This is a genomic window from Methylobacterium sp. 88A (assembly GCF_000376345.1).
Lineage (GTDB): Bacteria > Pseudomonadota > Alphaproteobacteria > Rhizobiales > Beijerinckiaceae > Methylobacterium > Methylobacterium bullatum.
In genome coordinates this window covers 634,819-651,454 of record NZ_AQVT01000001.1, presented here as the reverse complement: position 1 = coordinate 651,454, position 16,636 = coordinate 634,819, and the positions used below count along the sequence as shown (strand labels likewise).

The window sequence follows — 16,636 nt, the reverse complement described above, 5'->3', positions numbered from 1 at the left end:
CGGTGATCGGACAAGGGGCTCATCCGGCGCGCTGCATGGGAATGTAGCGCTCGCTCACCGCTTCGGGCGCGGGGTCGAACAGACCGATCGGGCGGCGCACCGGGACCACGATCCCCTCCGTGACCGGCAGGGGCACCGGGCGACGAACCCCCGTGCGGATCGGGGCCGGGGGAGCGCTGCTGGAGCCGCGCCGGCAATCGATCGGCAGCGTCACGGTCACGCTGGTGCCCTGGCGCTCGGCGCTCTCGATGGAGATGCTGCCGCCATGGAGGCCGACGAGCCCCTGCACCACCGAGAGACCGAGCCCGGTTCCCTCATGGGTCCGGTCGTATCCGCCGCCCGCCTGGAAGAACGGGGCGCCGATGCGGGGCAGGTCGTCGGCGCCGATGCCGATCCCCGTATCCGCCACCACGATGTCGAGATGCGACGCGCTTCGTCGCACGGAGACCTCGACCCGCCCGCCCGGCGCGGTGAATTTCACCGCGTTGGACAGGAGGTTGATGAGCACCTGCCGGCAGGCGCGCGCATCCGCCGTGATCTCGATGCCCGCAGCGTCGGTGCCGCGCACCAGGGTGATCCCGCCCTGATCGGCCCGCAGCTGCATCAGGTCGCAGCAGGTCCGCACCAGGGATCCGACATTCATCGTCTCGGGAACGTAATCGAAATTGCCGCTCTGGATGCGCGACATGTCGAGGAGCGCGTTGACCACGTCGAGGAGATGGCGCCCGGAACTGCCGATGATCTCGGCATATTCGCGGCTGCGCTCGGGGCCGAGGGTCATGGAGCTCTGGCCGGCGAGGACTTCCGAGAAGCCGATGATGGCGTTGAGCGGCGTGCGCAGCTCGTGGCTCACGGTGGCGAGGAAGCGGCTCTTCAGGTCGTCGGCGCGCTCGGCCTCGGCGCGAGCGTGCTCCAGCTCCTCCGCATGGCGACGGTGCTCGCTGACGTCGCGGGTCACGGCGACGACGCTCGACCCCTCGACCCCCGACTGGGTGCCGGCGATGCGGTGGGCCCGCATCTCGGCGAAGATCACCCGCGGCTCGCCTTCGGCGCGCAGGGCCGCCGGGTCGAGATGCAGGCGGAACTGGACGGTGGCCGGCATGCCGCTGGCAGCGACGTCGCTGATCGTCTGCAGAAGGGCCGGACGGTCCCCCACATGGACCCGGTCGAGGAGCCCGTGTCCGCGCAGGCGAACGGACTCGATGCCGACGAAGCGCGACGAGGAGGCGCTGGCTTCGATGACGCGACCGTTCCGGTCGTGCCAGGTGACGAGGTCGTCGATGGCCGAGAGCAGCATGCGGTCGCGCATCTCGTTGTCGCGCATCCGCGCGAGCCAGCGGCCCTCGTGGCGCAGATGCTCCATGGCCTGCGCGGCCACGTGACCGATGGCGGTGATGGCGAAGACCGGCATCGCCAGGGAGCGGGACAGGTCGAGGAGAGGCAGCGAGATGGCGCCGTGCGGCAGGAACGCCACCACCAGGGCGCCGATCATCGCGACGATGGCGGCGGCCAGCGTCGCCCGGCGCGAACCGGACACGACCGCTTCCAGCGGGATCGCCACCAGCCAGATCGCGGCGGCGGAGTTCACGCCGCCCGACATCAGGGCGAGGCAGACCACGAGGCCGGTGAGACCGGCCGACGAGATCGCATGGGCGATCCACAGGATCCCCGTCCGCGACAGGAACACGGCGGCGAAGACCGGCAGCATCAGGCTGGCGATGGCGAGGACTTCGAGGCCGGTGGGGACGCCCCGCCAGAGCAGGTAAGGCGGCAGGGCGGCCATCATTACGATCCCGGTCGCGAGGCGCGACACCAGGAACCGCTCGTGCCGGAACCGCACGGCATCGTCTTCGACCACCGACTCGTGGACGAGCCCGGCGAGCCGGAGATCGATCATGGAAGCCAGGCCGCTGTAGATACGCAATACGCACACGCACAGCGCGAAGTGCCTCGACGGCCGCTTCGTCGCCCCTTGCTGGACTTTGACTCGGGTTCGACTTGAACTCGACTGAGGCCAAACCTCGCAGACCGGACTTAAGCGAGTGTTGCGCAGACCCGACCGATTGTTCGCGGATGCTTTCCGGTCCGTAACCACGCCTATTCGGTGGACGGCCCCTTTCGGGGCACATCGCCCGCTATCCACAGGGCCGGGCACGACATGCCGGTTTGCAGGGGCATGGCGGCAAAGCCGCGTTCACCATGGTTCTGGATTTCAGGGCGTGCGTGAGAGGCGCTTTACGTTCTGCGCCGAGGCTCGGTCACAACGGGCCGCTCACGGCCGGCACCGAACCAACCCGGGACTTCCATGTCGTTCCTCATTCGCGCCTGCCTGGCGATCGGCATCCTCTCCTACCTCGCCGCCCATCGCGACGATCCGGGGCTCGCGGCGCGCCCGACGGCGCCGTCCGTGGAGAACACCGCCTCTCTCGCCTGGGACGCCCTGCCGAGCGATGTCCGCGAGAAGGCACTGCGCCAGGGTGCCGACGCCCTGGTCCAGAAGGTGGCGGGCTCCGTCGCGAGCGCGTCGCGCGACACGCTGGCGGAGGCCGATCGCCGCCCGGCCTGGCGCGGCGTGGACGAGCGCTGATCGGGGCGCGGGCGTCCGAAGCGGCCTGCCGCCCCGTCCGTCAGATCTCGTAGGACGCCGCCTGTCGCGCGCGCAGGACGTAGAGCGAACGGGGATCGAGGCGCAGGCGCGCGTTGGGGGGAAACAGCGCCTGTCCGGCCTGGACCATGCCCGTCGGCCGGGTGGTGTCGAAGACGACCATCCACGGCCCGCCGATGACCGGGGCCAGGGTGAAATCGATCGCCTCGTCGGCGGCGTTGATGAGGATCAGCAGGCGGTCCGCGCTCGGCAGGTCGTTGCCGATCTGCATGCCGAAAGCCTGCCGGTGACCATCGCCCCAGGCCTCGTCGTCCATCTCCGCGCCGCAGGGCGAGAGCCAGTGGACGTCGCGCAGCGGCCCGTCCCCGATGACGGCGCCGGTGAGGAAGGTCAGGCGGCGCAGGGCCGGCTGGTCGCGGCGCAGGGCCGTGAGGTTGGCGACGAACGCCGTAAGGCCGGGGTCGGGATCGGTCTCCCAATCGAGCCAATTGACCGCGTTGTCCTGCGCATAGGCATTGTTGTTGCCGTTCTGGCTGCGCGACCGCTCGTCGCCGGCCAGAAGCATCGGCACGCCCTGGGCCAGGAAGGTCGTCGCCAGGAGATTGCGCTTCTGCCGCGCCCGCACGGCGAGGATCGCCGGATCCTCCGTCGGACCCTCGACGCCGTAGTTGCGGGAGAGGTTGTGGCCGTGGCCGTCGCGGTTGTCCTCGCCGTTGGCGTGGTTGTGCTTCTCCTCGTAGGCCACGACGTCGGCCAGGGTGTAGCCGTCATGGCTCGCCACGTAGTTGATGCTGGCGAGCGGCGACCGGCCGGAGCCGGCGAAGATTTCCCGCGAGCCGGACAGAACCTGCGTGAGCTTCGGCAGAATACCGTGATCGCCGCGCCAGAAGCCGCGCACACTGTCCCGGAACTGGTCGTTCCACTCGGCCCAACCGCGTGGATAGGCGCCGAGCTGGTAGCCGCCCATGCCGATATCCCACGGCTCCGCGATCATCTTGGCGCGGGAGAGGATCGGATCCTGGGCGATGGCCTGGAAGAAGGCGGCTTTGGCGGTGAAATCGTGCGGCGTGCGTCCGAGGCTGGTGGCGAGATCGAAACGGAACCCCGCGACGCCGTAGGCGGTCACCCAGTGCCGCAGGGAATCGAGGACGAGCTGCATCACCCTCGGGTGGTCGAGGTCGAGGGTGTTGCCGCACCCGGTGCAATCGATCTCCTGCCGCCGGTTCTCCGGGTTGAGCTTATAATAGCTGGCATTGTCGATGCCCCGGAACGACAGGGTCGGTCCGGTATGATCGGCTTCGCAGGTATGGTTGTAGACGACGTCGAGGATGACCTCGATCTCGGCCGCGGCGAGTTCGCGGATCGCCGCCTTGAGACCGCCGGTCCCGGCCGCCCCGAGATAGCGCGGCTCCGGCGCGAAATAGCCGAGCGGCGAGTAGCCCCAGAAATTGACGAGCCCCTTCTCCACCAGGAACCGGTCGTCGGCGAAGGCCTGGATCGGGAGGAGCTCGATCGCCGTCACGCCCAGCTTCAACAGGTGCTCGACGATCGCCGGATGGGCCAGGGCGGCGTAGGTGCCGCGCTCCGCCTCCGGGATCGCCGGATGACGCTGGGTCAGCGCCTTCACGTGGGCCTCGTAGATCACCGTCTGGCCCATGGGCCGGCGGATGGGATTGAGCGCCAGATCCGGCAGGTCGGGCGCCGTCACCACCCCGCGCGGCATGAAGGTCGCGCTGTCGCGCCGGTCGATCTGGTCCTCCCGCTGGAGGCCGCGACGGTGCCCGTAGAGGGAATCGTGCCAGCGTATGCGACCCTGGATCTCGCGCGCATAGGGGTCGAGGACGAGCTTGGCCGGATTGAAGCGATGGCCGTTGGCGGGCTCCCACGGCCCATGGACCCGGTAGCCGTAGAGTTGGCCGGGGAACACGCCGCGCAGGTAGCCGTGCCAGACATCGTCGGTGCGGCAGGGCAGCGGGACGACACGGCTCTCATGGCGCTCGCCCGGCTCGAACAGGCACAGATCGACGCCGGTGGCGTTCTCCGAGAACAGCGCGAAATTGACACCCCGGCCGTCGAAATGCGCCCCGAGAGGCCCGGGCACGCCATCGTCGATGCCGATCATAGATGTCTTTCGCAGGTGCATCGGCTCGCTGAACGCGAGCCGGAAATCGGAACGGGGCTACGCAAGAACGATACCCCGGTCTCCCGCCCGCTGCCTATCCCGTCACGCTGCCGAGGGAAACAATCAGGCCCTCCCTGTCGTACCGACGGGGAGGAAACCGCTACTCGGCGGCGGCGGCCGCGCGGGGTGGCTCGCGTTCGATGGTCCGGAAATTCTCGAGGTCGGTGAGGAAATTGCGCGCCCACCAATCCACGTCTTCGCGGGTCATGCGGTCGACCATGGGCTTCCAGCGCTCGATCCGCTCGCCGCGCGGCATGTAGAGCGCCGTGCGGATCGCTTCCGCCACCTCGAACCGGTCGTAGGGATTGACCAGCAGGGCCTCGGGCAATTGCCGGGACGCGCCGGCGAATTTCGACAGGACGAGGACGCCCGGATCGTCCGCCGTCTGGGCGACGATGTATTCCTTGGCGACCAGGTTCATGCCGTCGCGCATGGGCGTCACGAGGCCGACGCGGGCGGCGCGATAGAGGCCCGCGAGGACAGGGCGCGGATAGGCCTTCGTCACGTACTGGATCGGGGTCCAGTTCGGCTCGCCGAGAGCGCCGTTGATCTCGCCGACGGTCTCGTTCACCTCGCGGCTGAGTTCCTCGTATTCCGGCACCTCGGTGCGGGATTTCGGCGTGATCTGGAGGTAGACGACGTTGCCGCGCTGGTCGGGATTCGAGGCGAAGAAGCGGTCCACCGCCTCCATCCGCTCGGGCACGCCCTTGGAGTAATCGAGCCGGTCGACGCCGATGAGGAGCTTGCGGGTGCGCAGGCCCGCCATGGTCTCGCGCACGGTCTTGTTGGCGCCGGCATTCTCCGCCGCCTCCTTGAACCCGGCGACATCGATGCCGATGGGGAAGCTGCGGATGCGGGTGCGGCGCCCGTCGACCATCAGCGAGCCGCCGCCGAGGGGGATCGCCCGCAGCTCGTCGATGAGGTTGCGCGAGAGGTTGTGCACGTCCGGGTCGGTCTGCAGGCCGATCAGGTCGTAATCGGCGATGCCGCGCAGGAGATCGTTGCTGGCGGGAAGCGTGTTGAACACGTCCGCGGCCGGCCAGGGGATGTGGTGGAAATAGCCGATGGGGTTGGCGATGCCGAGGCCGCGCAGCTCCGAGGCGAGCGGCAGCAAATGATAGTCGTGGACCCAGATGATGTCATCGGGCTCGATCAGCTTGGCGAGCGCCCGCGCGAAGATGCGGTTGACGCGCTGGTAGCCGGCATAATCCGAGCGGGAGAACGCGCCCAGGCCGAGCCGATAATGCATGATCGGCCAGAGGGCGCGGTTGGCGAACCCGCTGTAATATTCCCGGTGGTCCTGGGGCGAGAGATCGACGACGGCGTACTGGACACGCCCACGATCGATGAGCTCGGGCTCCTCGGACGGGTCCTCGACGACTTTGCCGCTCCACCCGAACCACAGACCCTCATAGGAGGTGAAGGCCTCCTTGACGGCGACCGCCAAGCCTCCGGCGGCAACGGATTTCCCGCTGTCCTCGGGGATGGCCACACGGTTCGATACGATGACAAGGCGTGCCACTCAGCGGGCTCCGGTCCTCAGCGTGCAGCGCACCAGGGGCGCGCCGGACAAGACATTCCGATGTTCAACGCGCGTAACGCGACCGTGATCCGTCCGATACAGCCACGTCTGTTCATATTCCGTCAGTCAGCCTAACCGACCGCATCGCCCACGGCCAGGGCAGGCAAGGACGAATGTCGGTTCCGCAGTGGATCACCCGACCCGTCCCCCGCCCGACGATGCCGGTCCATCGTCGGTTTTGCGACGCCGAACGGTCTTATGGGAAGGCGGCCCGGCGCGCATCGGCGGGGATGTCGCGGCCGGTCCCTCGCCCACCGTTCGACGATGAGCATTCCTTGCGGAACCGCGTCTGTTTCCATGGTGTTGAAGAGCCACAAGTGACACAGCCCACAAGTGATCGAGGAGTATGCGCGTGAACGCAAATCAACCCACTGGCCCGGCATCCGCGGCGAACGCCCCCGGGATCGGCTCCGGCGAGGCTGCTGCTCCGACCGGTGATTGGCGCGCGCTGAAGGGCGATGTCGAGGGCATCGCCGACGTGGCCGTCGAGCGCGGCCGGGGCTTCGTCGCCGCCGCGCGGGCCCAGGCCACCGACTATGCCGACCGCCGCAAGGGCGACGCCGCCCAGTCGGTGAACGATATCGCCCAGGGCTTGCGGGATTCGAGCAAGTCCTTCGAGGAGCAGCCGAACATCAAGGCGTTCTTCGACAGCGCCGCCGAGGGTCTCGAGCAGCTCGGCACCTCCATCGAGAACCGCAGCTTCGCCGAGTTCTACGACGAAGCGGAAGCCTTCGCCCGCCGCGCTCCCGTCGCCGTTGCCGTCGCGACCTTCGTGACCGGCTTCGTCGTCTCGCGCTTCATCAAGTCGTCGAGCATCGCGCCCCACCGCGATGCCCGCGACGCGTTCCGCAGCTAGGCCGGACGTCATGTCGAACGGCCCGCAATCCAGCATTCAAAGCCTCGTCGGCGATGCCCTGCGTGAGACCAGCGAACTCGCGCGCAAGGAAATGGCGCTCTTTCGCACCGAGATGACGAGCAACGTCCGGACGCTGTTCATCGGCCTCGCGCTGATGGTCGGCGCCGGCGTGTTCGGCGTCGTCGCCCTGTTCGTCCTCGTGGACGCCCTGGTGAAGTGGCTCGCCACGGTGGTGCATTCGGAAGCGCTGTCCGCCCTCATCGTCGGCGGCGTGCTTCTGGTGGTCGCCATCGTCTTCGCCCTGATCGGACGGAACGCCATGTCCCTCTCCACCCTGGCGCCGACCCGCACGACACGGCAGATGCGCCAGGACGCGCGCGCATTGTCGGAAAGGGTATCGGGATGAGTGAATCGTTGAACGATCTCGAAAAGGACATCGAGGCGAGCCGTGCCCGCCTCGACCAGACCATCGACCGCATCCAGGACAGGCTCTCCGTCCCCAGCATCGTCGACGACATGCTGGGCAATGTACGCCGGACACCGTTGAGCGGAGCCTATGACGGCGCCCTCGACGCGATCCGCCGCAATCCCGTTCCCGTCCTGCTCATCGCGGCCGGCATCGGCTGGCTGCTGCATCGCACCGGCAAGGATCGGCAGACGCTGACCAAGCGTTCCCTCATCGATCCCGACGGTGCGCTGCCGGTGACGCCGGGCGCCACCGCCAAGGCCTACGACCCCGACCAGCCGACCCGCCAGCCCGTGAAGGAACTGGCGGAGGAAACACAGATTTAGGCCTGCCAAGGCCGATCGAAACCTGACCGACGCGGCAGCGGCATCGCCGCCCCATCTCCCATCCGACAGGAGTCGCCTCCATGAGCCACAGCAGCATCCCGGGCGAGCCCAAGAGCTCGCTTCCCGACGACATCGCCCTCGCGGCCGGCCTTCCCCATGGCGCCGCCAGCCTTCCGCACGGCGATGAGACCGCTCGTTCGCTCCATGACATCTCCGACCGTGCCCGCAGCGAAACACGGACGACGGCCGGCGACCTTCGCCACCAGGCCGGCGACCTCGCCGACGATGCCCAGGCCAAGGCCGAGGGCTATGCCGACCGCGCCAAGGAGGCCGCACTCGATGCGCGGGACACGGTAAAGGACAAGGCGGAGTCGCTGATCGACCGCGCGTCGGAGACCTATGACGACGCACGCGACTGGGCGTCGGACACTCACCGGTCCACCCGCCGCAGCATCGGCGAGTTCGCCGAGCGCGGCAGCCAGCGCCTCGACCGGGGCAAGACCAATGTGGAGCAGTTCGTCACCGAGAACCCGCTTCTCGTGGGCGTCGTCGGCCTCGCGGCGGGTCTGCTCCTCGGCGCCCTCCTTCCCCGGACGCGCCGCGAGGACGAAACGGTGGGTCCGTGGGCCGACGAGGTGAAGGACCAGGGCATCCGCTACGCCCGCGACTTCGCCGACCGTGGCCGCGAGTTCGTGGAAAGCGCCCTCGACCCCGAGAACCTGAACGCGGCGACCCAGGGCGGTTCCGAGCCGTTCCGGAAGCCCGACGTATCGCCGGGGCGGTCGCACTGAGAGCGCAGTAGATGCATTTATCCAATGCGGCACCTCATCCTGAGGTGCCGCGTAGCGGCCTCGAAGGAGGCTTCCAGGTATCGCGTCGGCATCTGGAGGGCTCCTTCGAGGCCCTTTGCTCATGCAAAGGGCGCCTCAGGATGAGGAGGTCTGCTGGGATGATCTACTTCGGCATGGGCATCCGCTGTTAAATCCAATCACATTGGATTTGAGGGTGGGCTTCCTGTGCGAGCTTCAGGATGAAAGAGGGGGCGGCGCTCGACAGCGCCGCCCCTTCGTGTTGGGACTGGGGAGACGATCCGACGAGCGAGGCCTTGCGACCCGTGGCAGTCCCTCAGCCCCGCCTGCTCTGGTGCGGCGATACCGCGATCACCGTCGAGTTCGGTGAGACCATCGCCCCCGGGGCCAACGCGCTGGTCCTGGCCCTCGACCGCGCCGTGCGGGATGCCGGCATACCGGGGCTCATAGAGGCCGTTCCCACCTACAGGTCGCTCACCGTCCACCTCGATCCCTGCGCGGTCGAGCCCGGCGCGATCGAATCGGCGCTCCTCGCCCTTGTCGGTACGGTCCCCGCCGGGACCACGCCGCGCCGGCTCTGGCGCCTTCCCGTGGTCTATGGCGGTGCGTTCGGCATCGACCTCGCCGATGTCGCAGCCCATCACGGGTTGAGCGCCGACGAGGTCGTGTCCCGGCATGCGGCACCCGAATATCGGGTGGCCATGAACGGCTTCCTGCCGGGCTATGCCTATCTCTCCGGCCTCGACCCGAGCCTCGCTCTCTCGCGCCGGGAGAGCCCAAGGCCGGTGACGCCGGCCGGCACCATCTCCATCGGCGGCGTGCAGGCTCTGGTGGCGAGCATCGCCGCCCCGAGCGGATGGCATCTCCTCGGCCGGACCCCCGTCCGCACCTTCCTGCCCGGGCGCGATCCGGTCTTCCTGTTCGAGCCCGGCGACGCGATCCGCTTCCTGCCCATCGAGCCGGAAAGATGGGACGAACTCGACCGGGCCGCGGAGGCCGGGGAGCGCATCGTCGACTGCGAGACCACGCCGTGAGCGGGCGTCTCGTCATCGCGCGATGCCACGGCGCGCTCAGCCTGCAGGACGGCGGACGACGGGGCTACCAGCGCTACGGCCTCTCCGGCTCCGGCGCCATGGATCGCCTCGCCATGGCGACCGCGAATGTCCTCGTCGGCAATGCCCCCGACGCGCCGATCCTCGAACTCGGCCTCGGCGGCGGTCGCTTCGTCGTGGAGGCGGGACGGGGTTGGTTCGCCTGTGCCGGCGCGCCCTGCACCCTGCGTATCGACGGAGCCCCCCTCACCGGCCACCGCACCGCGACCCTGGCGGAAGGCGCCGAACTCATCGTGGACCCGCCACGTGAGGGAGCGTTCGCCTACTTGGCCGTGGCCGGCGGGTTCGAGGCGGGCACCGTGCTCGGCAGCGTTTCGCTCCATCTCCGCGCCGGCATCGGGGGTGCCGACGGCCGGCTCTTCCAAGCGGGCGACCATCTGGCCTTCGCCGCTGTGGAGGGCAACACACCGGGCGACCGGACCACCGATGCCGTGCCCCTCGACCGCGACGCGACGATCCGCGTCATGCTCGGCCCCCAGGCCGACCGCTTCCCGCATGGCGGGATCGACACCCTGCTGGGCTCGACCTTCACCGTGTCGCACCGCGCCGACCGGATGGGGTACCAGCTCGACGGCCCGGCCATCGCCCATGGCGCGAGCGGCTACAACATCGTCTCCGACGCCACCGTCATGGGCTCGATTCAGGTGCCGGGCAACGGCCGGCCCATCGTGCTGATGGCGGATCGGCAGACCACGGGCGGCTACCCGAAGATCGCGACGGTGATCTCGGCCGATCTGCGCCGCCTCGCCCAAAGCCGGCCGGGCGATCCGATCCGGTTCGAGGCCGTCACCCTGGCAGTTGCGAGAGAGGCCGCGATTCGGCGGCAGCGCGACATCGTCGGCCTGTCCGGCCGCCTTCGGCCGCTGGGAGGCTTCGACGCCGAACGTCTGCTGGGGGCCAACCTCGCCGGTCACGCCGTCGATGCCCTGCGGGAAGGTCCATAGGGCGCGATCCCTTCTGTCTCGTCCCTCTGCGATACGAGATGAACACCACCGGCTGCACCGAGCGGGTCACGGTGTGGAGCGGCCCGGGCCTGGTCCATTTCTGGACGCCCTTCCTCATCGCCGTGTCGGCCTTGGCCTATGGTCTGGGACGGCCGTGATCTTACCTGCCTGGCCGACGATTGCCGCGCCGGAATCGAAGGGAGCCGTCGCCCCCTCGTCTCGTTCACGCTTCACGGGGACTGCCATTCGACGCCGGCATGCTCGCGGATATCACCCGGCGCGGACCCGGTATCGGCATCGCTGACCCAGTCGCTCGGCTCGACCACATCGACGATCTCGTCGTCGGGATAGGCCGCGGCGAGAAAGACCTTGGCCTCACCCTCGGCGGCAGCCCGGACCGTGACCAGCGGGCGAAAGCCCTTGGCTGTGCGGATATTGGCGATGAAGAGCTTCGTCATGTCCATCCTCCTGGGCACGCCTGAGCGCGCGACACTCGGCTAACGCGGGAATCCGTGATCCGCGCGGGCCCTCGATGAAAATGATCGGCCGCCGCCTGTCGTAGCCCAGGGGCACTTCATCCAAGCTGCGATGCCCGCCGAATTCCCCTCATCCGTCTCGACGCCGCGCGAGCGAGCCGCTATCGGGGCAGAATGAAGCTCGCCGATTGCGACATCCTCATCCTCCCCGGCTATGCAGGCTCGGAAGACGGCCATTGGCAGGCCGGCTGGGCCGCCCGCATGGCCAATGCCCGCATCGTCGAGCAGGACGACTGGCACCATCCCGAAGCGGCATCGTGGCGCGCACGCATCGTCGAGGCGGTGGAGGCGGCGACGCGGCCGGTGATGCTCATCGCCCACAGCCTCGGCGTGGTCGCCTCCGTCCAGGCCGCGCCCGCCTTTCCCGAGGGCAAGGTGCGTGGCGCCCTTCTCGTGGCGTTCCCGGACGTGGAGCGGACGCCGGACCTGCCGTCCAGCGTCACGGATTTCGCGCCGGTGCCGCGCGATCCCCTGCCCTTCCCGTCCCTGCTGGTGGCGAGCCGCAACGACCCCTATTGTGCCTATGACCGGGCCGAGGACTTCGCCTATGCCTGGGGCTCCGCCCTGGTGGATGCCGGCGAATCCGGCCACATCAACGTGGCGAGCGGGCACGGTCCGTGGCCGGAAGGGCTGATGCGCCTGGCGGGATTCCTCAAGGGGCTCTGAGTCACGCCTTCTCGGCCCCGCCCATCGGCTTCAGCAACTCCCCGGCCACGTCCGCCAGGCGCGGAGGTTCCTCCCTGACGAAGGGGAGCGGGCGGCAGACGGCCAGGGCGGCGAGGCCGAACCGGGCGGTCATCAGGCCATTGAGCACGCCCTCGCCGAGCTTCGCAGAGACCCGCGCGGCGATGCCGAAGCCGAGCACCTGCTGAATCATGCTCTCGCCCACCGCCATCCCGCCCGTGACGGTGAGATGCGCGAAGGCGGCGCGGGCAAGGCGCAGGAACCCGAGGAAACCCGGCCGTCCGCCATAGATCGTCGCGATCTGGCGCAGGAGGCGCACGGCGGCGAAGACCACGAAGGCCACGTCCACGATGGCGCGCGGGCTGAGCGCCGTCACCGCCGAGACCTGCTTGGCGGCCGACGCGATGGCGTTGCGGGCCTGCCGGTCGAGGGGTTCGAGCAGTTCGTGTTCGGCGAGCCCGATCCGGTCGTCCACGTCGAGGATGGTATCGCCCAGGGCCTTCAGGCGCTGGCGGCCGGCCGCGAGCCCGGTCCTCGTGGCGTAGAGGGTGCAGAGTTCGGCCACCACGGCCTGCGCACCGGTATGGTCCCGCGTGGCGATGGCCTCGATGGCCTTCGCCCGGAGCTTCTCGATCCGGCGCTCGCGCCAGATGCCCGCGAGCTCGCGCATCACCAGGGCGAGGAAGGCGATGGCCGCGAGGACGAGGAGAGCCAGGGCGACCCCGCCGAGCCAGGGCGCGGCGGAGAACAGGTCGGCGATCATCCGCTCCAGCGACAGGCCGACTCCGAGCGAGACGAGGCCGCCCAAAGCCAGCATCAGCACCGACAGCCAGGGCGCCCGCGATTTCGGAGCCACCGGCACGGCGGTGCCGTCCGCCGCCTCGACGATCTCGAACGGCTCTTCGACGATCCTGACCGCGTTCGGCGGCACCGGCGGCGGAACGATGCCCTCCAGTCCCTCGGCCGGCTCGGCGGCGGGGATGCGGAAGGCGCGGGGACGGTTCGGAGAGGTCATGGGCGGACCTTTGGTGATGACATGGTCGCGAAGAGCGATAGGCCGGTGGAGCGCTCCTCTCCCCGCCTGCGGGGAGAGGGACGTGTCTCCCCCTCGCTGGGGAGCACGTCGAGGCGGCAGCCGAGGGTGAGGGGGCGATGACGAAGGTGCCACATCCTGTCCGGCCCCCTCACCCTCGCTCCGCTCGTCGCGGGGACGACAAGGTCCCCACGACCCTCTCCCCGCGCGCGGGGAGAGGGGGACTCGCTCGGTCCGGCGCTCACGTGAGCTTGTCGCCGATGAGGAACTGCATCGCCCGGTCGAGGCGGATCTGCGGCAGGTGGCCGGGGCGGCCATGGGCATCGGGCCGGATCAGCGGGGGGCGAAAGCGCGGAAAGCGAAGGGAGCCGGGCGGCACCGCGCCTTCCAGCACGGATTCGGGCCGGGACGGCAACTCACCGGGGAACACCGCCGCCTCGCTCCGACCGTCGAAGATTTCGTCGCCCACATGCTCCCCCGCCTCGGGCGTTCCCGAGACCGCGCGCAGGGTCACGCCGTCGTCGTGGACCGTGGTTTCCCGTGTGGCCCGCACGGAAGCCAGCGCAACGGTGCCGACGCGGGCGCCGGCCGCCTCGGTCCGGCGCATGGCGCGGGAGACGAGGAGCCGCAGCAACGCCTCCAGCCGGTCGTGGCTGGTCTGGTGCAGGTGATCCGCCTTGGTGGCGGCGAACATGATGCGGTCCGCCCTCGGCGCGAACAGGCGCGACAGGATGGTGTTGCGGCCGATCCGGAAGCTGAGGAGCACGGTGTCGAGCGCCTCCTCCAACTCGGCGAGGGCGGCCGGCCCGGCATCGACGGCGGCGAGCACGTCCACGAGGACGATTTGCCGGTCCACCCGCTGGAAGTGATTGCGGAAGAACGGCTCCACGACCTTGGCCTTGTAGGCCTCGAAGCGCCGCTCCATCAGCCCGGCGAGGCTGTCCGACGAGATCGCCTCCGGCAGAGCGTCGAGGGGCGCGAAGGTGAGAGCCGGCGATCCGGCGAGGTCGCCCGGCATGAGGAAGCGGCCCGGCGGCGTGGTGGCCACCGATTCCGGCCCCGCGCGCAAAGCGGTGAGATAGGCGGTGAAGGCGATGCTGGCGCGCTCGGCCACGACCTCGTCGAGGGGGCCGGACGGGTCGAGGTCCTTCAGCACCGCCAGCCAGGGCGCCGCGATGGCGGATCGCCCGGTGCGGCGGGTGCCCGCGATGGTGGCGGCGGACCATTCCGCGTAGCTCTGGTCGATCAGCGCGAGGTCGAGCAGCCATTCGCCGGGATAATCCACCACGTCGAGCATCAGCGTGCCCGGCCCGGAGCGCCAGCCGCCCTTGCGCTCGTACTCGATGGCGAGGCGGAACTGGCTGATCCGGTCGGTGGAGCGCGGCCACAGGCGCTGCTCCGTCAGGGCCGCGAAATGGTCCTCGTAGGGGAAGCGCGGAACGTCGTCGTCGGGCTGCGGCACGAGGCGCGCCCGGCGCAGCCGTCCCTCATGCGCCGGGGCGAAGGCCGGCAGCGCATGGGTTTCCACCAGATGATGGATCAGCGCCGTCGTGAACACCGTCTTGCCCGACCGAGCGAGACCGGTGACGCCGAGCCTCAGGGTCGGCTGGATCAGGAGATCGCTGGATGCCTCGGCGAAGGCCTGGATCGCGGAGCCCGCGCGCGAGGCGAAGCTGATCATGAAGCGAGGGTCTCGTTTGGCCGGAGGGGGAGGATGGGTGGCGAATGCAGGGGTGAGGTGGCGCGCGTCTCAGGCGAACGCAAGAACCGGACGCGTCATCGCTCCACCGCGCCGGGATCGACTTGGCCAGGATCGACCTGGGCGGCGGCGAGCCGTGCGATGGCGGCTTCCACCAGATCCGGCCCCGCCCGCAGCACGCCGAGTTCCACCGCCGACATGGCGAGCATCACCGGGGCGAGACGAGGCGAGGGCCGGCCATCCGCATCGAACAACGCCAGATCGTCCTCGATCTTGAGGCCGACGCTGGCGGCGATACGGGTGGCGTAATTGCGGATGCGGACCTCGTCATTGCCGCAGAGGGGCGCCGGTGCCGCCAGATCCTGCAGCCGAAGGCCCGGCATCCCGGCCGCGAGGGCGGGCAAAGCCGCGGATTCCGCCGCGAACCGGTCCGCCAGCCGGGAGGACGGCGATGTCGCCCCGGTCTCGGACGGGCTCGCGATGATCGGCGTGATCGCCGGCCGGCCGATGGTCTCGGCCGCCCCCGCGACACGGACGGGCCGGGGCTTCGGCCCACCCGCCATCCTCGCCAGCGGCGACCAGGGCTGGACCCGCAGCGGACCGCCCCGCGCGATCATGCGGGGCTTGCGCCCGCCTCCCCGCGCATGGCGGGCGAGGTAGCGGGCACGAACCGTCTTGCCGAGACCGAGCGGCGCGAGGCCGGTGGAGACCTTTCCGCCCAAAGCGCCGGCGCTGGAAACAGTGCATTCCGCCGGCGCCCATCGGCGGACGATGGACAGGGCGTTGCGGCGGCCGAACTCGCGATAATAGCGCCGCAGCAGGGAGGCCGCCGCATCGGCGCCGTCGCCGGCGGTGGCGAACCCGGTATGCCCCTCGGCATCGCTGCCGATCTCGCCCCGCCAGCGGGCGCTCTTGATGCACCAGTAATTGTTGAGCTTGACGCAGCGCGCCACGAAAGCGGGCGGGACCGGCGCATAGCGGGCCACCAGGGCGAGCGAAGCGGGACGCAAAGTCGTCCCCGCCTCCGCGCGCCAGTTCGACACCGCCCTCTCGCTGGCGAGAAAACTCGGGGTCTCGGAGGGAGGGGCTACCATCGCCACGGCCGATCCCGCGCGAGCGACGCCGGACGTCACGGCGTCGAGGCCGATACCCATGCGCAGCATCAGGGATGTCAGGACGAGAAGCGTGGTGACGAACACGGGATCAGCGGTAGCGGGCCATGTCACTGAGCAACGGCCCAGCCGGTGATCCGTTCAATCGATCCCGATAGCCTCAGGCGGCGTCGTCGCGGTCGAGGCCCTTGGGCGTCACGAAGCGTTCGAGCTGGCCCGCGCGGTGACGGAACCCGGTCCAGGCATCGCCCTCGATATCGATGACGGCGAGCGCCGCGGTCGGGAATTCCACCGAAAGCCGCGCCCTCGCCTCACGGGGACCGTCGCCCACGAGATCGAGGGAGAGATCCTGCAGGCCGGGATTGTGCCCGACCATGAGCAGGGTCCGAATCCCGGTGGGCGTCGCCCGGATGACCTCGAGCAGCGCGCTGTCCGGTGCCTCGTAGATCGCGTCGACGATCTCGGTTTCGGGGTTGCCGAGGGCGGCGGACATGCCATCCCAGGTCTGTCGCGTCCGCAAGGACGGAGAGACGACGACCTTCTGGGGGATCAGATCCTGCGCCGCCAGATAGGCCCCCATCTGCGGCGCGGCCTTGAATCCGCGCGGGTTCAGCGGACGGTCGATATCGCGCACGCCCGGCGAACGGTCGGACTTGGCGTGGCGCAGGAGCATCAGGCGGCGCATGGAGG

Annotated in this window: 16 protein-coding genes; 8 read left to right on the top strand and 8 right to left on the bottom strand. The window is 69.5% G+C overall.

The genetic code is table 11. From position 1 onward, the window contains the following. Positions 1 to 19: 19 nt before the first annotated feature. A complete protein-coding gene (locus tag A3OM_RS0102955; protein WP_085984242.1) occupies positions 20 to 1,897 on the bottom strand; it encodes an ATP-binding protein in 1,878 nt (625 codons plus the stop codon). Between the two features lie 408 nt (positions 1,898 to 2,305). Between A3OM_RS0102955 and A3OM_RS0102950 the strand changes: the two genes are divergently transcribed. After that, positions 2,306 to 2,587, top strand: coding sequence for a hypothetical protein (locus tag A3OM_RS0102950; protein ID WP_018042242.1), 282 nt, complete (start codon positions 2,306 to 2,308; stop codon positions 2,585 to 2,587). A gap of 40 nt (positions 2,588 to 2,627) precedes the next feature. Here A3OM_RS0102950 and glgX read toward each other — a convergent pair whose 3' ends face one another. Continuing rightward, positions 2,628 to 4,727, bottom strand: coding sequence for a glycogen debranching protein GlgX (gene glgX / locus A3OM_RS0102945; RefSeq protein WP_018042241.1), 2,100 nt, complete (start codon positions 4,725 to 4,727; stop codon positions 2,628 to 2,630). A gap of 160 nt (positions 4,728 to 4,887) precedes the next feature. Beyond that, positions 4,888 to 6,309 (bottom strand): trehalose-6-phosphate synthase, encoded by a 1,422-nt coding sequence (locus A3OM_RS0102940; RefSeq protein WP_026175661.1) that lies wholly within the window; start codon positions 6,307 to 6,309, stop codon positions 4,888 to 4,890. Positions 6,310 to 6,772: 463 nt separating this feature from the next. Between A3OM_RS0102940 and A3OM_RS0102935 the strand changes: the two genes are divergently transcribed. The 6 genes from A3OM_RS0102935 to A3OM_RS0102910 all read left to right on the top strand — a co-directional run bounded on the left by A3OM_RS0102935 (position 6,773) and on the right by A3OM_RS0102910 (position 10,882). Next, positions 6,773 to 7,225 carry a hypothetical protein gene (locus A3OM_RS0102935; protein ID WP_043764431.1) on the top strand — a complete coding sequence of 151 codons (453 nt, stop codon included), beginning with the start codon at positions 6,773 to 6,775 and terminating at the stop codon, positions 7,223 to 7,225. Between the two features lie 10 nt (positions 7,226 to 7,235). Beyond that, positions 7,236 to 7,631 carry a phage holin family protein gene (locus tag A3OM_RS0102930; protein WP_018042238.1) on the top strand — a complete coding sequence of 132 codons (396 nt, stop codon included), beginning with the start codon at positions 7,236 to 7,238 and terminating at the stop codon, positions 7,629 to 7,631. Then, complete coding sequence (locus tag A3OM_RS0102925; RefSeq protein ID WP_018042237.1) at positions 7,628 to 8,017, top strand: DUF3618 domain-containing protein; 390 nt, start codon at positions 7,628 to 7,630, stop codon at positions 8,015 to 8,017. Before A3OM_RS0102930 ends, A3OM_RS0102925 begins: the two co-directional genes overlap by 4 nt. Positions 8,018 to 8,097: 80 nt before the next feature. Further along, positions 8,098 to 8,808: a YtxH domain-containing protein gene (locus A3OM_RS0102920; protein ID WP_018042236.1), complete on the top strand. Its 711-nt coding sequence runs from the start codon at positions 8,098 to 8,100 to the stop codon at positions 8,806 to 8,808. A 323-nt stretch (positions 8,809 to 9,131) separates the two neighbouring features. After that, positions 9,132 to 9,860: a 5-oxoprolinase subunit PxpB gene (gene pxpB / locus A3OM_RS0102915; RefSeq protein WP_018042235.1), complete on the top strand. Its 729-nt coding sequence runs from the start codon at positions 9,132 to 9,134 to the stop codon at positions 9,858 to 9,860. Then, on the top strand, positions 9,857 to 10,882 hold the full coding sequence (locus A3OM_RS0102910; protein WP_018042234.1) for a biotin-dependent carboxyltransferase family protein: 1,026 nt from the start codon (positions 9,857 to 9,859) through the stop codon (positions 10,880 to 10,882). The genes pxpB and A3OM_RS0102910 overlap by 4 nt, the downstream gene beginning before the upstream one ends. A 230-nt stretch (positions 10,883 to 11,112) precedes the next feature. Here the strand turns inward: A3OM_RS0102910 and A3OM_RS0102900 are convergent, their stop codons facing one another. Next, a complete protein-coding gene (locus A3OM_RS0102900) occupies positions 11,113 to 11,340 on the bottom strand; it encodes a hypothetical protein (RefSeq protein ID WP_026175660.1) in 228 nt (75 codons plus the stop codon). Positions 11,341 to 11,532: 192 nt separating this feature from the next. Between A3OM_RS0102900 and A3OM_RS0102895 the strand changes: the two genes are divergently transcribed. Then, positions 11,533 to 12,084 carry an alpha/beta hydrolase gene (locus tag A3OM_RS0102895; protein WP_018042231.1) on the top strand — a complete coding sequence of 184 codons (552 nt, stop codon included), beginning with the start codon at positions 11,533 to 11,535 and terminating at the stop codon, positions 12,082 to 12,084. A gap of 1 nt (position 12,085) precedes the next feature. Here the strand turns inward: A3OM_RS0102895 and A3OM_RS0102890 are convergent, their stop codons facing one another. The 4 genes from A3OM_RS0102890 to A3OM_RS0102875 all read right to left on the bottom strand — a co-directional run bounded on the left by A3OM_RS0102890 (position 12,086) and on the right by A3OM_RS0102875 (position 16,631). Next, positions 12,086 to 13,117, bottom strand: a complete 1,032-nt coding sequence (locus A3OM_RS0102890) for a TIGR01620 family protein (RefSeq protein ID WP_018042230.1) — start codon at positions 13,115 to 13,117, stop codon at positions 12,086 to 12,088. Positions 13,118 to 13,376: 259 nt separating this feature from the next. After that, positions 13,377 to 14,816, bottom strand: coding sequence for a YcjX family protein (locus A3OM_RS0102885; RefSeq protein ID WP_018042229.1), 1,440 nt, complete (start codon positions 14,814 to 14,816; stop codon positions 13,377 to 13,379). Positions 14,817 to 14,911: 95 nt separating this feature from the next. Next, a complete protein-coding gene (locus A3OM_RS0102880; RefSeq protein ID WP_018042228.1) occupies positions 14,912 to 16,033 on the bottom strand; it encodes a hypothetical protein in 1,122 nt (373 codons plus the stop codon). A 73-nt stretch (positions 16,034 to 16,106) separates the two neighbouring features. Continuing rightward, positions 16,107 to 16,631 carry a histidine phosphatase family protein gene (locus A3OM_RS0102875; protein WP_018042227.1) on the bottom strand — a complete coding sequence of 175 codons (525 nt, stop codon included), beginning with the start codon at positions 16,629 to 16,631 and terminating at the stop codon, positions 16,107 to 16,109. Positions 16,632 to 16,636: the final 5 nt, after the last annotated feature.